Origin of the sequence: Roseovarius sp. CAU 1744 (genome assembly GCF_039839345.1) — a bacterium.
Taxonomy (GTDB): Bacteria; Pseudomonadota; Alphaproteobacteria; order Rhodobacterales; family Rhodobacteraceae; genus Roseovarius.
The window spans coordinates 90,729-108,133 of record NZ_JBDOQV010000009.1 but is presented as its reverse complement, the minus strand read 5'-3'; the positions used below and the strand labels follow the sequence as shown (position 1 = coordinate 108,133).

The following is a 17,405-nucleotide window of genomic DNA, read 5'->3' as shown; positions in this document are numbered from 1 at the left end:
GCATCATTTAGCCTGAACAGGCGGTAATGCAGGCGTACGTATGAAAACCATACCAAAGCCGTACTTTTGCCATACATTATTTCTGTTATTTTTCAGTATGTTATGATAAGTTTTTACCGATATGCAATGAGCGACCGGCACCTTTGCAAAAACAACATAGGTTTTTAGACGTTTTTTGATTGCGTTGTGGGTTTTTTTGCCTATTTGGGGACCAAGAGCACAGGATCCCCTGTGGAAACCGGTAACGTCAGCATCAGGAGGCCTTCATGACCCGCGACGAATTGAACCGCGAACTTCGCATGCACAGTGCCACTTTTCCGGCTGTGCTTATCGTATATGCCACGCTGGTCGGGACGCTTGTGTTCTCGGCGATGGCCATCATCTGACCCCGCGCCGGTTTGCCCGGCTCCAGGAACAGTTTCAACCCCAAGACGCCAATGGTGGGCATGCCATCTGGCGCTTTCTTCATCCACCGGAACCGTGACAGGGCGTTCCCTTCCGATCTAACGGAGGTACACCATGAACCGCGACGAATTCATCCGTGAACTCAGGATGCACAGTGCCACGTGGCAGGCTGTGGCGATCGTCTACGCCCTGATCGTCGGAACGATGATCGTCTCTGCGATGGCCATCATCTGATCAGAAGAAACGGCGGACGGGGTGAACCCGTCCGCCGTCACTTTCGATCAGTATTCCGATCAGTAACCGGTCAGGTCTGAACCTTGGGGTCGTTGGGGTCGATCTGAGCCGCGGCGGCATCCCCAAGGTTGTCGATCCCGCGCTCCTCCAGCAACGTGGTCAGCCAGTTCGGATCCATCTCGGGCACCGAGCTGAGCAACAGGTCGGTATAGGGATGGTGCGGCGGGGTGAACATATCGTCCTTCGGCCCCTGTTCGACGACCCTGCCCTGCTGCATCACGATCACCTCATCGGCGATCGACCGCACGGTTGCCAGATCGTGCGTGATGAACATGTAGGCCAGGTTCAGCTCGTTCTGGAGCCGGTCCAGAAGCCGCAAGATACCTTCGGCCACCAGCTGGTCCAGCGCCGAGGTGACCTCGTCGCAGACGATGAAGGTGGGGTTCGCCGCCAGCGCCCGCGCGATCCCGATCCGCTGTTTCTGACCGCCGGAGAGCTCCGGCGGATACCGGTTGTAGAACTTCGACGGATCAAGCTCGATCAGGTCCAGAAGCTCGTCAACCCGGTTCTTCAGGTCCGCCCCCTTGAGACCGGAGTAGAACTGCGCAGGCCGGCCGATGATCTCCGAGATCTTCACCTTGGGATTCAGCGCGGTATCGGCCATCTGATAGATCATCTGGCATTGGCGCAGCTGATCGCGCGAGCGGTTCCTGTAGTCATTCGGGAAGGGTTCGCCCTTGAACAGCACTTCGCCCTTGGAGGGCGGCAGAAGGCCGGTAATGACCCGCGCTGTCGTGGATTTGCCCGAGCCCGACTCTCCGACCACGGCCACGGTCATCCCCTCGTAGATGTCGAACGACACATCATCAAGGATCTTGGGGCCGCCGGTATAGGCCGCATCAACATTCTTGACCGAAATCAGCGGCACCGTATCCTTGGGGCGCTGTCGCTGCGGGCTTTCAAAGCTGCGTACCGCCCAGAGGGATTTGGTGTAATCCTCTTTCGGGTTTTTCAGCATTTCCTCGGTCGATGCTTCTTCGACCTCGTTGCCCTTGAGCAGCACCTTGATCGTGTCCGCCATCTGCGCCACCACCGCAAGATCGTGTGTGATATAGAGCGCCGCGGTGTTGAACTGATCGACGATGTCGCGGATCGCTGCCAGCACCTCGATCTGCGTGGTCACGTCCAGCGCTGTTGTCGGCTCATCAAAGATGATGAGGTCGGGCCGGCAGGACATCGCCATCGCCGTCATCGCCCGCTGCAACTGTCCACCCGACACCTGGTGCGGATAGCGGAACCCGATCTCCTTCGGGTTAGGCAGCCGCAGGCGTTCATAGAGGTCCATCGCGTCTTCCTGCGCTTCCATGCGCTTCTGGATGCGATAATGCAGCGGTGCCTCGGTATGCTGGTCGATGATCTTGTGCGCGGGGTTGAAGGAGGCCGCCGCCGATTGCGCCACATAGGCGATACGAGAGCCGCGCAGGGCGCGTTTCTCGCTTTCGCTGGCGGTGGTCAGCTCCATCCCGTCGAACTCGATCTTCGATCCTTCGACGATGCGCGTGCCGTCCCGCGCATATCCCATGGCCGCCGCGCCGATGGTCGATTTGCCCGCACCGGATTCCCCGATCAGGCCCATCACCTCGCCGCGGTGGAGGGTCAGGTCGACACCCTTGATGATGTCGACCCAGGTTTCGTCCGAATATCCCTGGATTCTCAGGTCTTCGATTTTAAGCAGAACGCTTTTGTCTTTGCTCATGATTATTGCTCCTTCAGACCGGAGGACCGGAACAGCATCCAGTCAACCACGAAGTTGACCGCCACCGTCAGCAGCGCGATGGCCGCCGCCGGAATCAGCGGTGTGATGTCGCCGAACGAGATCAGCGTCGCGTTCTCACGCACCATTGATCCCCAGTCCGCGGTGGGCGGCTGGATGCCCAGCCCCAGGAAGCTGAGGCCCGCGACCAGCAGGAACACAAAGCAGAATTCCAGCCCGAATTCAGCCACCAGCGGGGCGGTCGAGTTGGGCAGGATCTCGCGGCGGATCAGGTAACCAGTGCCTTCGCCACGCAGCTTTGCTGCCTCGATATAGTCCATCACCACGACGTTGCCGGCAACCGCGCGCGTCAGGCGGAAAACCCTTGGCGCGTAAATGACGGCGACGGCACAGATGATGACCGGCGTGCTGGGACCGAAGATCGACAGCATCAGCAGGGCAAAGATCAGCGACGGGATCGACATGATCACGTCGGCGACACGGCCCATGAGCTGATCGAACCAGCCGCCCTTGGTGGCAGCCAGCAAGCCGGCACCCGCCCCAAGGACGAAGGCCGCGATCGTTGCCGTAAGGGCCAGCCCGACAGAGTTGCGCGCGCCATAGACGATCCGGCTGAACATGTCACGGCCCAGCTGGTCAGCGCCCAGAAGCATATCGGAATCCGCCGGCGCGAAGGCGGACGAGATTACCTCGGCCTCGCCATGCGGGGCGATATAGGGCGCGAAGATGCCGGCGATTGCGTAGGTAAACACAACGAACATCCCGAAGGCCGCGGTCAGGGGTGCAGTACGCAACTCCTTGGCGGTTTCCGTTGTCATCGCCAGCAACAGGATGACGACGATGAAAAGCGCCACCGAGATTTCCCTGAGCGGCCAGCCCATGATTGCAGACAGGACAAAAAGCGCCACGGGAATGAGCAATCCGCCATAAAATAACGGCGGATTACCGGTGAATGACGCACCCACGTTGCTTTCAGCCAACTGGATCAGGAATTCCCGGAAGGCGTAGGACACCATTGCCGTAAAGCCCAGAAGCCCGGCGCAGATGGCCACCGCCTTGAGCGCGCCGACACCGCCGACGATGCCAAGAACGAACGAGACCAGCGTCAGCGAGAAGGCCAGCAGGAAAACCTGCCGCTTATTGTAAAAGGCCGCCGCGCAAGAGACGCCCAGCAGGACCAAATAGTAATAGATGACGAATTGCGTCGTCGACAGTCCGAGGACCAGAGCATTTGTTTCTTCCATGACTTTGTCCTCCTATTTCGGGTGCCGCAAACGCGGGTTGGTCAGGATTGCGCCAACATCGGCTGCCAGGTTAAGCAGGATGAAGGTCGCGGCGAAAATCAAGCAGCAGGCCTGAACGACGGGGAAGTCACGCTTGGAAACCGCGTCGACCAGCGCCTGGCCGATGCCCGGATAGACGAACACCACCTCAACCAGGACAACGCCGGTAATCAGGTAGGCCAGGTTCAGTGCCACCACGTTGATGATCGGCGCCCAGGCATTGGGCAGCGCGTGTTTCACGATCACCTTCCAGGGCGGTGTGCCCTTGAGCCGCGCCATTTCGATATAGGGGCTGGCCAGAAGGTTGATGATCGCGGCACGGGTCATCCGCATCATGTGCGCGACAACCACCAGCACCAGCGTGAGCGCGGGCAGGAAGGTGCGTTCAAGCAATTGCCAGAAGGTCATCCCATCGCTCAGGCTCGAGATCGCCGGGAACATGCCCCATTTGACCGAGAAGTAGAGGATCAGGATATAGCCCAGGAAAAACTCGGGAGACGAGATCGAGGTCAGCGTCGCCACGTTGGCCACCCGGTCGAAGATCGAGTTGCGCAGCAGCGCCACCAGGATACCCAGGATGATGGCGACGGGAACCGCGATGACCGCGGCATAGGCTGCCAGGAACAGCGTGTTCATGAACCGCTCGCCGATCAGCGAGATCACCGGCTCTTTCGTCACGATGGAATTGCCGAAATCAAGCGTTACGGCACCGGACAGCCATCCCAGATACCTGACGATGGCGGGTTTATCCAGCTCCATCTCCTTGCGCAAAGCGGCAAGGTTATCCTCGGTCGCCCCCTGACCCAGTACTGCTTGGGCCGGATCGCCCGGCAGCAGCAGGATCATGAAGAAAATAATGATTGAGATTACAAACAGAATCACCAATCCGAGACCGAGCCGTTTCCCAACGAGCCCTAGAATGTCTCCCATCTGTCCCTCCTGTGTTGGCACTGCAGCCCTGAATTGGATATGCCCAGGCAGAGCCGGAGTGTATGTTTTATTGGCCTTGAACGTCCGGTAATCCGTTGTGAACAATCGTCATTCAGGCAGTTTGTTCTGAAACCCTACACAATTTTCGGATTCCGAAAAGGAAAAACCCGGCGCAACGGGCGCCGGGTTTGTCATTTCCAGGCTTAGCCGTCGAACCACCAGCGACTGCAATGGCGGTATCCGTCCATCTGCCAGGCCGGCGATACGGTGCCGCTGTGCTTGCAGTTGGCGCGGCGCCCGTAGACGAAGTTCGGGAAGTACGGAATGACCGTGCCGCCCTCATCACGCGCAAGCATTGCCATGTCACGGTAGATTTCCCGACGCTTGGCGTCATCCAGTTCCGCCTTGCCCTGACGGAGCAGCTTGTTGAACTCGGGATGTTTCCAGTGTGACTCGTTCCAGGCCGCGTCGTCCTTGTACGCCAGGCTGTACATCACGTCAGGCGTGGGACGCGCCCCCCAGGTGACCATGCACCAGGGTTTGACCAGCCAGACATCCGACCAGTAGCCATCGTTCGGCTCGCGCACGACCTTGATGTTGATGCCCGCCGCCTTGGCGTGTTCGGCATAGAGAACGGCGGCATCCACCGCGCCGGTCGTGATCGATTCGGCGGTGGAGAAGCTGACATCAAGGCTGTCCATGCCCGCCTGCTTGAGGTGGAACTTGGCCTTGTCCGGATCATATTCCCGCTGCGGGATGTCTTCGGGCCAGTATGGCATTGCCGGCGAATGGTGGAAGTCATTGCCGACGGTGGCCGCGCCGAAGGTGATCTTTTCGACCAGTTCTTCGCGGTTGATCGCGTATTTCAGCGCCAGCCGCACATCGTTGTTATCGAAGGGCGCCACATCCACGTGCATGGGCATGGTGATGCACTGTGCCGAGGAAATGTTGTCGACCTCGACATTGGGGTCGCGACCCAGCAATCCCAGCGTCTTGTTTTCCAGCAGGCTCGCTGAATCGACGTCCCCGGTCACAAGCGCGGTCTGACGGGCATTCGGGTCATTGATGACCAGCATCTGGACCTCGTCGAAATAGGCCCCTTCACCGTGCCATTCCTCATGCCGCACGAAACGGCCACCGACACCGAATTCCAGCTCGGCCACCTTGTAGGGTCCGCAGCCCATACCCGACTGCCAGTTCGCCGTGCCGTCTTCGTTGGCGGGCAGGATGGTCAGGTGATAGTCGGGCATGATCCAGGGCAGGTCGGCATTGGGGGCCGCCAGCTTGAAGGTGATCGAGTTATCGCCGTTGTCGACGATATCCGTCACATCCGCCAGCAGCGCCTTGGCCGCCGAGGTCGACCCTTCGCCCCGGTGGTGGTTCATGGATGCAAGCAGGTCGGTGGTTGTCACCTTGTTGCCATCGTGGAACGTCGCCCGCTCATCAAGCACAAAGGTCCACTCGGTCGCATCCGGGGTTGCCGACCATTCCTTGGCAACGTCGGGGCCCAGCGTCCCATCCGCGTTGATCATGGTCAGGTAGGCACGCACCGTATGCCCGAACGCGATTTCGAAGTTCGACTGGTACTGGCCGGGGTCCATCTGGTCCGCGGTATTGCCGTCATGCTGTGCGATCCGGAATGTGCCACCCCGCTTGGGCTCGGCCCTGGCCGAGGTGCCCCATAATCCGGTCGCGGCAGACGCGGTCATCCCCGCGGCCACCGAATAGTTCATGAACGACCTGCGCGAGATCCTGCCCTCGCGGGCAGCATCTGCAAGCCGGTCGATCAGCATCTGATCTTTAACCATAGTCCTAGTATCTCCCTGTGAGTTTTCGAGTAGTTATCTTATCCTTCAAACCACCAGCGGCTCGCGGCGCGGGCGCCGTCCATCTGCCAGCTGGCGGCAAGGTTTTCGCCGTGCATGACGTTCTTGCGGCGCGCATAGACGAAATTGGGGAAGAACGGGATCACCGTACCGCCATCATCGCGGGCCAGCATCGCCATCTCGCGATACATCTCGGCGCGCTTGGCCTCGTCCAGCTCAGCCTTGGCCGCCCGCAACAGCTCGTTGAAGCGCGGGTTTTTCCAATGGCTTTCGTTCCAGGCCGCATCGTCCTTGTAGGCCAGCGAATACATCACGTCCGGGGTCGGGCGCGCGCCCCACTGGACCGCACACCACGGTTTCTTCAGCCAGACATCGGAATAATATCCATCGTTCGGCTCACGCTGAACGTTGATGGTGATACCCGCTGCTTTGGCATGTTCGGCATAAAGCACGCACATGTCGACCGCACCGGAATATACCGAATCCGCGACGCTCAGGTTCACCGTCAAGCCCTCGGCCCCGGCGTTCTTGAGCAGAGCTTTGGCTTGTTCGGGATCATATTCGCGCTGCGGGATGTCATCAGGCCAATAAGGCATTGCCGGCGAATGGTGGAAATCGTTGCCCACGGTCGCCGCGCCAAAGGCGATCTTCTCGATCAACTCTTCGCGGTTCACCGCCAGTTTCAGTGCGTTCCTTACATCGACGTTATCGAACGGCGCCTGGTCGATCAGCATCGGCATGGTGATCGCTGCCGCCGAAGGCACGTTGTCAATCTCGATATTCGGGTCGCGCTGCAACAGGGCCAGGGTCTTGAGTTCCAGCTGCGTGATGGCGTCCACATCCCCTGTCACCAGCGCCGTCTGACGCGCGTTCGGGTCATTCAGAACGGTGATCTCGACCGCATCGAAATAGGCACCTTCAAGGTGCCATTCCTCATGCCGCGTCAGGCTGTAGCTGACACCAAATTCGGCATTGTCCAGCTTGTAGGGGCCGCAGCCATCACCGGACTGCCAATTGGCCGTGCCGTCTTCGTTCGCCGGGATGATCGGCAGGTGATAATCGGTCATCAGCCAGGGCAGATCGGCGTTGCCCGAGCCCAGCTTGAAGGTGACCGAGTTGTCACCGTTATCCACAAGATCCTCGACATCCGCCAACAGCGCCTTGGCCGCCGAGGTCGACGCTTCGCCGCGGTGGTGGTTCATTGACGCGATCACGTCATTTGCCGTCACCTTGCCGCCGCTGTGGAATGTCGCCCGGTCATTGATCTTGAACGTCCATTCCTTGGCGTCGGGCGTCGCCGACCATTCGGACGCGACATCCGGCCCAAGCGATCCATCGGGTTCGATCAGCGTCAGATAGGCGCGGAACGTATGCGCCAGCTGAATCATCGCGAAGGTCACATAAGTGCCCGGATCATGGGTGTCCGATGTGTTGCCATCATGGGCACCAAGGCGGAACGTGCCGCCTTTCGCCGGGGCGGCCTTGGCCGTGGTTCCCCACAGACCCGTTGCTGCAGAAGCTGTCATGCCGGCAGCAACGGAATAGTTCATGAAAGAGCGGCGCGAAATCTTGCCTTCGCGCGCGGCGGCAGCCAGCCGGTCGATCATCAGTTTATCTTTTGCGTTTGTCATAGTCTCTCCCTGTGACTTTTTCAGTCTTATCATGATTATAAACTGCCGATGGTCTGACCAGTCAGGTAAAGTTTCTCGGTCCAGAACGTCGGGCGGCAGTTCATTTGCGACATATTCACAGCAAAACACGAAAATAATGATCCATCCAGCCCGCAGCGGGGAAATTCAGAAGAAATTTGCTTTCAGCCCTGAAAAAGAAGTATTTTCAGATGTTTATATCCGGTCACAATATATTTTGCCGTCTTTCTGCCGGGAATATGAGATGGTCAGAAAACGACATCATGCGGGATTTCACGAGATTTGCGAATTTGCCGTTCCGCCAGAGATGGCGGGTTTGCCCGCTTACGGAGAGCCCGGTGGATCAGTTTCGCTTGGCCCGCAGCTTGCTGAAATAATCCAGCCGCCGCTTCAACTCGCGCTCGAAACCGCGCTCTACCGGTTGATAGAGGACTGGCCGCTTGACGCCATCGGGAAAGTAGTTCTGGCCCGAAAACCCGTCCTCGGCATCGTGGTCATACGCATACCCCTCGCCATAGCCCTGGTCCTTCATCAGGGATGTGGGTGCATTGAGAATATGCTTGGGCGGCGGCTCCGAACCGGTGCGCTTGGCTTCCTTCATTGCCGCCTTGTACGCCACGTAACCGGCGTTCGACTTGGGGGCCAGCGCCAGGTAGGTCACCGCCTGCGCCAGGGCCAGTTCCCCCTCGGGACTGCCAAGGCGTTCATAGGTTTGCCAGGCCTGTACGCAGATGCCCTGCGCCTGCGGATCGGCCAGGCCGATATCCTCGACCGCCATGCGGGTGATCCGCCGCGCCAGGTATCGCGGGTCTTCGCCCCCGGTCAGCATCCGGGCAAACCAGTAAAGCGCGGCGTCGGGGTCGGATCCGCGCACCGATTTGTGCAGGGCCGAGATCAGGTTGTAATGTTCGTCGCCGCTCTTGTCGTATTTGGCGGCGCGTTTCATCAGCCGGGTGGTCAGCGCATCGGTGTCCAGCTTGCCATCGACCCGCCAGGCTGCGACCTGCTCGATCAGGTTCAAGAGCGTCCGGCCATCGCCATCGGCCATCTCCAGCAGCGCCTCGCGCGCCGCACCGTCCAACGGCAGCGCCTTGCCCAGTTCCTTCTCGGCGCGCTGCGCAAGGCGTTCCAGATCGGCCAGGTCCAGCCGTTCCAGCACCAGCACCTGCGCCCGGCTCAGCAGCGCGGCGTTCAGTTCGAAGCTGGGGTTTTCCGTCGTCGCCCCCACCAGCAGGATCGTTCCATCCTCCATATGCGGCAGGAACCCGTCCTGCTGAGCCTTGTTGAAACGGTGGATTTCATCGACGAAAAGCAGCGTCCCCTGCCCGTTTGCGCGCCGGTGCTTGGCCGCCTCGAAAACCTTGCGCAGTTCCGGCACGCCGGTGAAGATGGCGCTGATCTGGACGAAATGCAGGTCGGTCTCGTCGGCCAGAAGCCGCGCGATGGTGGTCTTGCCCACGCCGGGCGGCCCCCAGAACACGAGCGAGCCCAACGAGCCCGAGGACAGCATCACCCCCAGGGGCGCCTCGGGCCCCAGCACCTGGTCCTGCCCGATCACCTCGGACAATTTGCGCGGGCGCAGCCGGTCGGCCAGGGGGCGCGGCGCGGTATCGGGCACGGACCCGGGCGCGGTATCGAAGAGATCCGCCATGCGCGCTACAACCTGAACCGCAGCACGCTGCGCTGCGTGCCGCGCTGAACGTCCAGTGACAGCCAGCGCATCCGCTGTTCAAGCAGCGCCGCCGCGGTGCCGGTGTCGGCGGCCGCCTCATCGTTGATCCCGCGCAGGATGTCACCCTTTCGCAGCCCGGCCCGCAGCCCCGCGCGCCCCGGATCGACAACCAACACCCCGGTTGCGGACAAGGACAGGCCGTATTCGTCGATCACCGCCGGATTGATGTTTGACAAGGTCATGCCGGGAATGGCCGACAGCCGACCGGTCTGAACCTCGGCACGGGGCGGATCATCGGGCGCCGGGATCAGGGCCACGGTGGCCGCCTCCTTGGTGCCGTCGCGGATCACGCTGAGGCTGGACGTGGCGCCCATGCCCGCCACCGACATGCGATAGATCATTTCGGCCGGGGTATTCACGGGCTGGCCGTCAACCTCTGTGATCACATCGCCGGGCCGAATCCCGGCCTCGCGGAACGGGCTTTGCGCGTGGACCTGCGAAATCACGATCCCGCCAGGGCGGTCAAGCCCAAGGCTTTCCGCCATATCCGCCATCACCGGCTGGCCGCTGAGGCCCGCCCAGGGCCGCGTGAACCGGTCCTTCCCGGCGCGGGCCTGCGCCACGAACTCCGCCACGAGGGCGCTCGGGATGGCAAAGCCGATGCCGTTCGACCCGCCCGAGCGCGACAGGATCCACGTGTTGATCCCGATCAACCGCCCGGCCATGTCCACCAGCGCCCCGCCGGAATTGCCCGGATTGATCGGCGCGTCGGTCTGGATGAAATACCCGCGCGCATTGCCCATCGCGACGCCCGACCGCGCCAGCCCCGAGACGATGCCGCTGCTGACGGTCTGGCCCACGCCGAACGGGTTGCCGATGGCCAGCACCAGTTCACCCACCTCGACACTGTCACTGTCGCGCAGCTCCAAGGCAGGCAGCGCGCCGTCTGCATCGTCTATCTGCAGGACCGCCAGATCGCTTTCTTCATCCGCCAGCAGGACACGCGCGGAAAATTCCCGCCTGTCTGTCAGGACAACGCGGATATCCGTGGCCTGGCCCACCACGTGGTAGTTCGACACCACGATCCCGTCCCCGGACAGGATCACGCCGGATCCCAGAGAGTTTTCCACCCGCTGGCGCGGCGCGCCGAAATCGCGGAAGAGATTGTCGAAGAAGGGATCGCCCCGAAACGGGCTGGCGCGGACGTTCACCACCCGCTTGGCATAGATGTTCACCACCGCCGGCGCCGCCGCGCGCACCACAGGGGCAAAGCTCAACTGTATTTGTGCCTGGTCTTCGGGCACGCGGGTCTGGGCCACGGCACATGCCGGCCAGATCATCAACAGGATCGCAAAAAACCTCAGCAACAGCCCCTCCTGCAATTCTGAACAAGATATGCGTAGTGCGCCGCTACAGTGCAAGCTTTCAACGCCAGCCCAAGAACGAAACCATGCCTGCTAGGGCCATGGCAGCCAAGGCAATCGAACCAGTTCCCGCGTGAACGGCGGCGCGCTTCGCGACATCCGGGCCGTACCCTTAGACTGTTTGTCGCGCAACGCCGCCAAGGCGGTCTGAATGGCGGCTTTGGTACAATTATCCCTCCAAACAAAAACCCCCGCCGATCCTGGCGGGGGTTCGTCCGGCACGGAATTTTTCCGGCCAGCTTATTCTTCGGCTGCCTCTTCGGCGGCAACGCGGGCCTTGTCACCGGCGCCTTTGGCGTCGACGTCGCGGTCAACGAATTCGATGATCGCCATCGGCGCCATGTCACCGTACCGGAAACCGGCCTTCAGGACGCGGACATAACCGCCGTTACGCTCTTTGTAACGCGGGCCCAGAACGTCGAACAGCTTGGCAACGTACTGGTCCTGCTTGAGCTGGCTGGCGGCCTGGCGGCGGGCGTGCAGATCGCCGCGTTTGCCCAGGGTGATCAGCTTTTCCACCACCCGGCGCAGTTCTTTTGCCTTGGGCAGGGTGGTCTTGATCTGTTCGTGTTCGATCAGCGAGCCGGCCATGTTCGCCCACAGCGCCTTGCGGTGCTCATGGGTGCGGTTCAGGCGGCGGTAGCCTCGTGCGTGACGCATTGTGATATTCCTTCTCTTTTGCTTTGTCCAGCGGTCTGATGCGTGTCAGCCGCTCTCCTTGGGGCGGGATTGCCCATGTTTTCCCCGGACCAGCCCGGGCAGTGGTGAAGACGCGCCTTAGAACGCGTCTTCGAATTTCTTGGCCAGATCCTCGATATTGTCCGGCGGCCAATCTTCGACATCCATGCCCAGATGCAGCGCCATGCCGCTCAGGACTTCCTTGATCTCGTTCAGCGACTTGCGGCCGAAGTTGGGTGTCCGCAGCATCTCGGCTTCGGTCTTCTGGATCAGGTCGCCGATATAGACGATGTTGTCGTTCTTCAGGCAGTTGGCCGAACGCACAGACAGTTCCAGCTCGTCCACCTTTTTCAGCAGAAGCGGGTTGAATTCCAGACCGTCGTCTTCGTCCTGACGGCTGGCCGATTCCGGCTCTTCGAAGTTGACGAAGATGCTAAGCTGATCCTGGATGATCCGCGCGGCAAAGGCCACCGCATCGTCCGGCGTGATCGACCCGTCGGTTTCGATCTTCATGGTCAGCTTGTCATAATCCAGAACCTGCCCCTCGCGGGTCGGCTGCACGTCATAGCTGACTTTCTTGATCGGCGAATAGATCGCATCGACCGGGATCAGGCCGATCGGCGCGTCCTCGGGCTTGTTCTTGTCGGCGGCGACGTAGCCCTTGCCGGTATTCACGGTCAGTTCCATGAACAGGTCGGCGCCCTCATCCAGGTGACAGATCACGTGATCCTTGTTCAGGATCTCGATGCCGGCGCTGTCGCTGATGTCACCGGCGGTGACGACACCCGGACCCTTGGCATTGATCGACAGGCGCTTGGGGCCTTCGACTTCCATGCGCAGGCTGACACCCTTGAGGTTCAGGACGATGTCGGTCACGTCTTCGCGTACACCGGCCACTGACGAAAACTCGTGCAGCACGTTGTCGATCTGAACGCTGGTGATGGCCGCGCCCTGCAAGCTTGACAGCAGCACGCGGCGCAGCGCGTTGCCCATGGTCAGGCCAAAACCGCGCTCCAGCGGTTCCGCCACGACGGTCGCCTGGCGGATCGGGTCATTGCCCGGCTTGACTTCCAGCTGTGTCGGCTTGATTAGTTCGGCCCAGTTCTTGTGGATCATGTGTCCCTCCATTCCTGCTCTGCCCTCATGTCCAAAAGGCGGAACGCCCGAGGTTAAAATGACGGATTGGGGCCGCGCAGAAAAACGTGGCCCCAAAGATAGTAATAAGGATCAGACCCGGCGGCGTTTCGGCGGGCGGCAGCCATTGTGGGCGATCGGGGTCACATCACGGATCGAGGTGATGTTGAAACCGACAGCGGCCAGCGCGCGCAGGGCGCTTTCACGGCCCGAGCCGGGCCCCTGCACTTCGACTTCCAGCGTGCGCATGCCGTGTTCCTGCGCCTTGCGGCCGGCATCTTCGGCGGCCATCTGCGCGGCGTAAGGCGTGGATTTGCGCGAGCCCTTGAAGCCCATGGTGCCTGCCGAGGACCATGCGATGGCATTGCCCTGCACGTCCGAGATCAGGATCTTGGTGTTGTTGAAGGACGAGTTCACATGAGCAACGCCGGTGGCGATGTTCTTGGAAACCTTTTTCTTCGTACGACGAGTATCGCGTGCCATATCTGGTGCCCTCCCTTACTTCTTCTTACCGGCGATGGGTTTCGCCGGGCCCTTGCGGGTGCGGGCATTGGTGTGGGTGCGCTGACCGCGAACCGGCAGGTTGCGGCGGTGACGCAGACCGCGATAGCAGCCCAGGTCCATCAGGCGCTTGATGTTCATCTGGACTTCGCGGCGCAGATCGCCCTCGACGTTCAGGTTGGCATCGATATGTTCGCGAACGGCCAGTACCTCGGCATCGCTCAGCTCGTTCACACGACGCGACTGGTCGATGTTCACGGCTTCGCAGATGGCCTTGGCGGTCGAATGGCCAATTCCGGTGATATAAGTCAGGGCGATCGGGACCCGTTTCGAGGTCGGGATGTTTACGCCGGCAATACGTGCCACGTGTCTTTTCCTTTCGTTGCGGTTCCGTAGCTCCAGAACCTTTTTTCACAACGTAAGCCCGAGGCGATTTCGCTCCGGGCCGCAGCTGAATTCAGGTGGTCGATTCCACTTCGGGCGCGCCCCGGAACAGAATCAATTCTCGTGAGAGATGGTGCTGGTTATGGGGATTTTAAGGGGGCGTCAACCCCCCGACAAAACTTAACCTGCACTAGGGCAAATTCGGCGTCGAAGTTCTGTGTCAAAACGTATCCGCCCGAGGTTTCACCGGCACGATGGTCAAAATGACAACTCGGCTATTCGACCACCTGTTTCGCGAAAAAACCGACCAGGAACGCCCACAGCAAGCCCAACTGCAAACGAAGCCAGGCGGGACCGGCTCAGGCGTCTAATGCCGCCTCGATTTCAGCCCGAACCTCGTCAATTTCGCCCAGCCCGTTGACCCAGCTCAGGTTGCCCTTGGCGTGGTAATAGCCGATCAGCATCGAGGTTTTCTTGTAATATTCCATCAGGCGGTTCTTGAGGCTTTCCTCGTTGTCATCGGCCCGGCGCTTGAACTCGGTGTTGCCGCATTTGGTGCATTTGCCGTCCGCCGGGATCGGCTTGGTGATGTCGTTGTAGACCTCACCACAGCCCGCGCAGGTCGACCGGGCGGTGATCCGCGCCACCAGCGCATCATCATTGACTTCCATCGCCACGACCTTGTCGAGCGTCTCGCCGGTCTCGTTCAAAAGCTCCGCCAGCGCATCCGCCTGGGTCAGCGTCCGCGGGAAACCGTCGAAGATGAACCCGCCCTTCTTGTCGCCCTGCAGTTTTTCGCGAATGAGGCCGATGACGATATCGTCGGTCACAAGATCCCCGCGCGCCATCACGTCTGCCACCTTCTTGCCCATCGGCGTGCCGCTGTCCTTGGCTTCGCGCAGCATGTCGCCCGTGCTCAGCTGGATCATGTTGCGGCCCTCCACCAACAGGTGGGCCTGCGTTCCCTTGCCGGCACCCGGCGGTCCAAGAAGTATAATATTCATCGGCGTGTCGTCCCCTTTCTGCGCGAACGCTTGCGACCCTTGCCGCTCAATTGTGATTTCTCAATTAGACCTTCGTATTGATGCGCCAGCAGATGCGACTGGACCTGCTGGATCGTGTCCATCGTCACCGACACCACGATCAGCACCGAGGTACCGCCGAAATAGAACGGGATCTGCAACTGGCTGCGCAGGATCTCCGGCAACAGGCAGACCGCGGCCAGATAGGCCGAGCCCAGGACCAGCACCCGGGTGACCACATATTCCAGGTATTCCGCGGTTTTCTTGCCCGGGCGCACGCCGGGAACAAACCCGTTCTGGTTCTTCAGGTTGTCGGCCACGTCATCGGGTTTGAATGACACGTTGTAGGTGTAGAAATAGGCAAAGAACACGATCATCAGGGTGAAGAACAGCAGATAGGCCGGCTGTCCCGGGCCGAAATAGGCCAGGATGGTCGACATGATCGGACTGGTCTGGTTGCCCGAGAACGTGCTGACCGTCACCGGCAGCAGCAGAAGCGAGCTGGCAAAGATTGCCGGGATCACGCCCGCCGGGTTGACCTTGACCGGCAGGTGGCTGGACCCGCCGTCATAGACCTTCATCCCGACCTGACGGCGCGGATACTGGATGTGGATCTTGCGCAGGCTGCGTTCCATGAACACGACGAAGGCGATCGTGACCACCACAAGGATCATCACCCCGATGATGACCGCCGGGCTGATCGCCCCGCTGCGGCCGCTGGCAAAGAACTGCGCCAGGGCGGCGGGAAGCTCGGCGATGATACCGACAAAGATGATAAGCGAAATGCCGTTGCCGACACCGCGGGCGGTGATCTGTTCACCCAGCCACATCAGGAACATGGTGCCGCCTACCAGGGTGATCATGCACGAGACGATGAAGAACATGCCCGGATCGGTCGCCAGACCGCCCGATTGCAGGCTGACCGCCATGCCGTAGGATTGCAGCGTCGCCAGCAGCACCGTGCCGTAGCGCGTGTACTGGTTGATCTTCTTGCGGCCCTGCTCGCCCTCTTTCTTGAGCTGTTCCAGCTGCGGCACCATCGCCGTCATCAGCTGAACGATGATCGAGGCGCTGATATAGGGCATGATCCCCAGGGCAAAGATACCCATCCGCCCGAGCGCGCCACCGGTAAACATCGACAGGATACCACCGATCCCCTGCGAGGCTTCCTCCATGAAGGCGCGCAGCTCGGCACCGTCGATGCCCGGTACGGGGATGTAGGTCCCCAGGCGGTAGACGATCAACAAACCAAGCGTGAACAGGATGCGGTTGCGAAGATCGGTTGCCTTGCCAAGCGCCGACCAGCTGGTGTTGGCGGCCATTTGCTCTGCTGCAGATACCATTCGCGGTCTCTCTCTAAAGTCAACGCCGCCACAAGCTGTTTTCCAGCTCGGGCGGCGTCAAAAGGAAAACTTGGGGTCTATGTAAGGCGCGCTTGCGCCTGCCACAACCTCTTATTCGGCCGCCTGCGCGGAAGTGATGGTCAGTTTACCACCGGCTTTTTCCACCGCTTCGATCGCCGATTTCGAGGCACCGGTCACTTCCAGCTGTACCTTGGCGCTGATTTCGCCCTTGGCCAGGATCCGCACCCCGTCAAGCTTGCGGCGCACGACGCCGGTTTCCAGCAGAACGTCCTCGGTGATGGCTTTCTTGGCGTCCAGTTTCTTGGCATCGACGAATTTCTGGATCAGGCCCAGGTTCACGACGGCATATTGCTTGCGGTTGGGCTTGTTGAATCCGCGTTTCGGCAGCCGTTGATAAAGCGGCATCTGGCCGCCTTCGTACCCGGCAATCGCCACACCCGAGCGGGATTTCTGGCCCTTGATACCGCGGCCAGCCGTCTTGCCCATGCCCGAGCCCGGGCCCCGGCCAACACGTTTGCGTTTCTTGGTCGCGCCAGGATTGTCGCGCAGTTCATTCAGTTTCATTTCGCTTCTCCTAAGCCGGATGTGACCCCCGAAGCGTGAACTGGGCCAACCACGGCATTTCTTGTTGCTGAATCAGCAGCCCCGCGGGGCCACCGGGCGCGTATAGACCCAAGCTTGGCACGATGCAAGCATGTGATTGGGGCAACGCCGCTTAGCCCGCGGCCGCATAGCTGCCATCGGCATCATGGGTTTCCTCGCCGCTGAGCGCGGGCGTGAAGATGCAGATGAAGCGCAGATCGCCATGGGTGGCGCGGATAATATGGGCATCGTGGCGGTCCAGCACGTACATCGTGCCGGGTTTCAGCGGCCAGACCCGGCCCGTGGCGACCTCTTCGACTTCTCCTTCGCCCTCGATACAGTAATTCGCCTCGATATGGTTCTTGTATTCCAGCCGTTGGGTGCTGCCCTGCCTGACCACCGTATCGTGAAAGGAATATCCCAGCCCGTCTGAAGCCAGCAGGATGCGGCGGCTCTCGAACGCCTCGCCGGTCACATGGGCGGGGGTGTTGAGGGTTTCTGACAGAGTTTTGACAAACATCGCACGGTCCTTTCATTGATTTC

The 17,405-nt window shown here is 60.6% G+C and carries 15 protein-coding genes; all 15 read right to left on the bottom strand.

From position 1 onward, the window contains the following. Positions 1-709: 709 nt before the first annotated feature. Positions 710-2,395, bottom strand: a complete 1,686-nt coding sequence (locus AAFO92_RS18090) for an ABC transporter ATP-binding protein (protein ID WP_347537521.1) — start codon at positions 2,393-2,395, stop codon at positions 710-712. A gap of 2 nt (positions 2,396-2,397) precedes the next feature. Continuing rightward, positions 2,398-3,657, bottom strand: coding sequence for an ABC transporter permease (locus AAFO92_RS18085; protein ID WP_347537519.1), 1,260 nt, complete (start codon positions 3,655-3,657; stop codon positions 2,398-2,400). 12 nt (positions 3,658-3,669) lie between these two features. Continuing rightward, the gene (locus AAFO92_RS18080; RefSeq protein ID WP_347537517.1) at positions 3,670-4,626 is read right to left on the bottom strand and encodes an ABC transporter permease; all 957 of its coding nucleotides are present in this window, start codon (positions 4,624-4,626) and stop codon (positions 3,670-3,672) included. 203 nt (positions 4,627-4,829) lie between these two features. Next, on the bottom strand, positions 4,830-6,434 hold the full coding sequence (locus AAFO92_RS18075; RefSeq protein WP_347537515.1) for an ABC transporter substrate-binding protein: 1,605 nt from the start codon (positions 6,432-6,434) through the stop codon (positions 4,830-4,832). Between the two features lie 38 nt (positions 6,435-6,472). After that, a complete protein-coding gene (locus tag AAFO92_RS18070; protein ID WP_347537513.1) occupies positions 6,473-8,083 on the bottom strand; it encodes an ABC transporter substrate-binding protein in 1,611 nt (536 codons plus the stop codon). Positions 8,084-8,444: 361 nt separating this feature from the next. After that, positions 8,445-9,752 carry a replication-associated recombination protein A gene (locus tag AAFO92_RS18065; protein WP_347537511.1) on the bottom strand — a complete coding sequence of 436 codons (1,308 nt, stop codon included), beginning with the start codon at positions 9,750-9,752 and terminating at the stop codon, positions 8,445-8,447. Between the two features lie 5 nt (positions 9,753-9,757). Continuing rightward, entirely contained in the window at positions 9,758-11,113 is a 1,356-nt protein-coding gene (locus AAFO92_RS18060) for a trypsin-like peptidase domain-containing protein (protein ID WP_347537756.1), read from the bottom strand. A gap of 324 nt (positions 11,114-11,437) precedes the next feature. Beyond that, positions 11,438-11,857, bottom strand: coding sequence for a 50S ribosomal protein L17 (rplQ, locus tag AAFO92_RS18055; protein ID WP_347537509.1), 420 nt, complete (start codon positions 11,855-11,857; stop codon positions 11,438-11,440). 117 nt (positions 11,858-11,974) lie between these two features. Then, positions 11,975-12,991 carry a DNA-directed RNA polymerase subunit alpha gene (locus AAFO92_RS18050; RefSeq protein ID WP_347537507.1) on the bottom strand — a complete coding sequence of 339 codons (1,017 nt, stop codon included), beginning with the start codon at positions 12,989-12,991 and terminating at the stop codon, positions 11,975-11,977. A 111-nt stretch (positions 12,992-13,102) separates the two neighbouring features. Further along, positions 13,103-13,492 (bottom strand): 30S ribosomal protein S11, encoded by a 390-nt coding sequence (rpsK, locus tag AAFO92_RS18045; protein WP_165196943.1) that lies wholly within the window; start codon positions 13,490-13,492, stop codon positions 13,103-13,105. A gap of 15 nt (positions 13,493-13,507) precedes the next feature. Further along, positions 13,508-13,876, bottom strand: a complete 369-nt coding sequence (gene rpsM / locus AAFO92_RS18040) for a 30S ribosomal protein S13 (RefSeq protein WP_347537505.1) — start codon at positions 13,874-13,876, stop codon at positions 13,508-13,510. 377 nt (positions 13,877-14,253) lie between these two features. Beyond that, a complete protein-coding gene (locus tag AAFO92_RS18035) occupies positions 14,254-14,898 on the bottom strand; it encodes an adenylate kinase (protein WP_347537503.1) in 645 nt (214 codons plus the stop codon). Next, positions 14,895-16,259 (bottom strand): preprotein translocase subunit SecY, encoded by a 1,365-nt coding sequence (secY, locus tag AAFO92_RS18030; RefSeq protein WP_347537501.1) that lies wholly within the window; start codon positions 16,257-16,259, stop codon positions 14,895-14,897. Before secY ends, AAFO92_RS18035 begins: the two co-directional genes overlap by 4 nt. A gap of 111 nt (positions 16,260-16,370) precedes the next feature. Continuing rightward, positions 16,371-16,844, bottom strand: coding sequence for a 50S ribosomal protein L15 (gene rplO, locus AAFO92_RS18025; RefSeq protein WP_347537499.1), 474 nt, complete (start codon positions 16,842-16,844; stop codon positions 16,371-16,373). 151 nt (positions 16,845-16,995) lie between these two features. Beyond that, complete coding sequence (locus AAFO92_RS18020) at positions 16,996-17,382, bottom strand: ectoine synthase (RefSeq protein WP_347537497.1); 387 nt, start codon at positions 17,380-17,382, stop codon at positions 16,996-16,998. Positions 17,383-17,405: the final 23 nt, after the last annotated feature.